General features: G+C 68.4%; 3 protein-coding genes. All 3 read left to right on the top strand.

Annotation, left to right across the window (positions count from 1 at the left end):
- A partial coding sequence (locus WA805_RS21330; protein ID WP_424565269.1) for a YciI family protein occupies positions 1 to 356 on the top strand: 356 nt, incomplete at its 5' end.
- Entirely contained in the window at positions 353 to 1,183 is an 831-nt protein-coding gene (locus tag WA805_RS21325) for a fumarylacetoacetate hydrolase family protein (RefSeq protein WP_425243206.1), read from the top strand. The genes WA805_RS21330 and WA805_RS21325, both read left to right, overlap by 4 nt.
- A 24-nt stretch (positions 1,184 to 1,207) precedes the next feature.
- The coding region (locus tag WA805_RS21320; protein WP_425243205.1) for a zinc-dependent alcohol dehydrogenase at positions 1,208 to 1,655 on the top strand (448 nt) is incomplete at its 3' end.

The raw sequence follows: 1,655 nt of genomic DNA, 5'->3' as shown, positions 1-1,655 counted from the left end.
GGCCGGCGCACGCCGGCCCGGCCGCCCGGACGTTTCACCGTCTCAGCTGCTGGAGGCTGCCCGTAATGAGTTTTCTAATCGTGAACGCGTTGACACCCGAATGCACCGATGAGAAACGGCTGAGCGTACGCGACGAGCACTTGGCCTACGGAAAGCGCAACCGGGACCTTGTCCGTCTCTCCAGCCGCACGTTCAGCCCCGACGGCGAGACGCTGACCGGCGGCTTCTTCGTGCTGCGGACCGATGATTACGCGCAAGCCAAGAAGTTCTACGAGAACGACCCGTACGTGATCAACAACATCTGGAGCTCGGTCACCTTCGCCTCAGTTCAGCTGCCGGAAGAGACCGCCTCGTGAGGCTCGCGACGATCGTCACTGACAACGGCACCTCGGCCGCCAGGATCGACAACGGAAGCGTGATAGCGCTCCCCTATCCGGACGTGGTCGCACTGCTGCACGATCCCGGCTGGGCCAGTGTCGCCGGGAAAAAGGGGATCGAGTTCGGTGACGCCACCGCCCTGACCCACAATGTGCCCGTGGTCCGGCCGGAGAAGACCATCTGCGTCGGGCTGAACTACCGCAGCCACGTCGAGGAGACGAACAACAAGCGGCCGGAGTACCCGACGCTGTTCTCCAAGTTCCCCGACTCGCTGACCGGGGCGACCAGCCCGATCCCGCTGCCCAGCGTCTCCGACTCGGTCGACTGGGAGGCCGAGCTCGGCATCGTGATCGGCAAGCCCGCCCACCATGTGCCGGTCGAGGACGCGCTGTCCTACATCGCCGGCATGACCGTGGTCAACGACGTGTCCATGCGGGACTGGCAGGGCCGCACCAGCGAATGGCTGGCCGGCAAGAACTTCGAAGCCTCGACCCCGGCGGGGCCGGTGCTCGTCACTGTCGACGAGCTCGACGACCCGCTCGACCTGGCGATCTCGTGTGAGGTCGATGGTGAGATCATGCAGCAGGCCAGGACCTCCGAGCTCCTGTTCGGACTGGCCGAACTGGTGTCGTACGCCTCCACGTTCACCACCCTGCGCCCCGGCGACCTCATCGCGACAGGAACTCCCGAAGGGGTGGCGCTCGCCCGCCCCGGCAAGCCGTACCTGCGCGATGGTCAGCTGGTCACGACGACGATCGAAGGCGTCGGCTCCTGCCGCAACCGGTTCTACGCCGAGCACGAGTAGCCGACGGCAGCCGCGCGTCACGTCATGAAGGCGGTCAAGCTGCAGGCGCCGCGCCGGGCGAGCGTGGTCGAAGAGCCGGCGCCCATCGCCGGACCAGGCGAGGTCGTCATCCGCATCGATGCCACCGGGCTGTGCGGGTCGGACCTGTCCACCTGGCTGGGCCATCACCCGTTCCGCCGGCCGCCTGTCGTGCTCGGGCACGAGGCGGCCGGCACCGTGGTCGCCGTCGCCTCGGACGTGACAAGCATCGCGCCGGGGACGCGGGTGGCCCTGTGCCCGCTGATCGCGTGCGGGCGGTGCGCCTCCTGCCGTCGCGGCCAGGAAAATCTGTGCCTGGACCGGCGCGTCCCCGGTGTCGGCTGGGGCGGGACCTATGCCGACTTCGTGACCGCGCCCGCGGACCGCGCCTTCCCTGTGCCGGACTCGGTCAGCATGACGGCGGCGGCGCTGATCGAGCCCGCCGCGGTGGCGC

This window comes from Trebonia sp. (assembly GCF_049794275.1).
Taxonomy (GTDB): Bacteria; Actinomycetota; Actinomycetes; order Streptosporangiales; family Streptosporangiaceae; genus Trebonia.
Note: the sequence above shows the minus strand (reverse complement) of the source record. Positions and strands in the feature narration are given on the sequence as shown.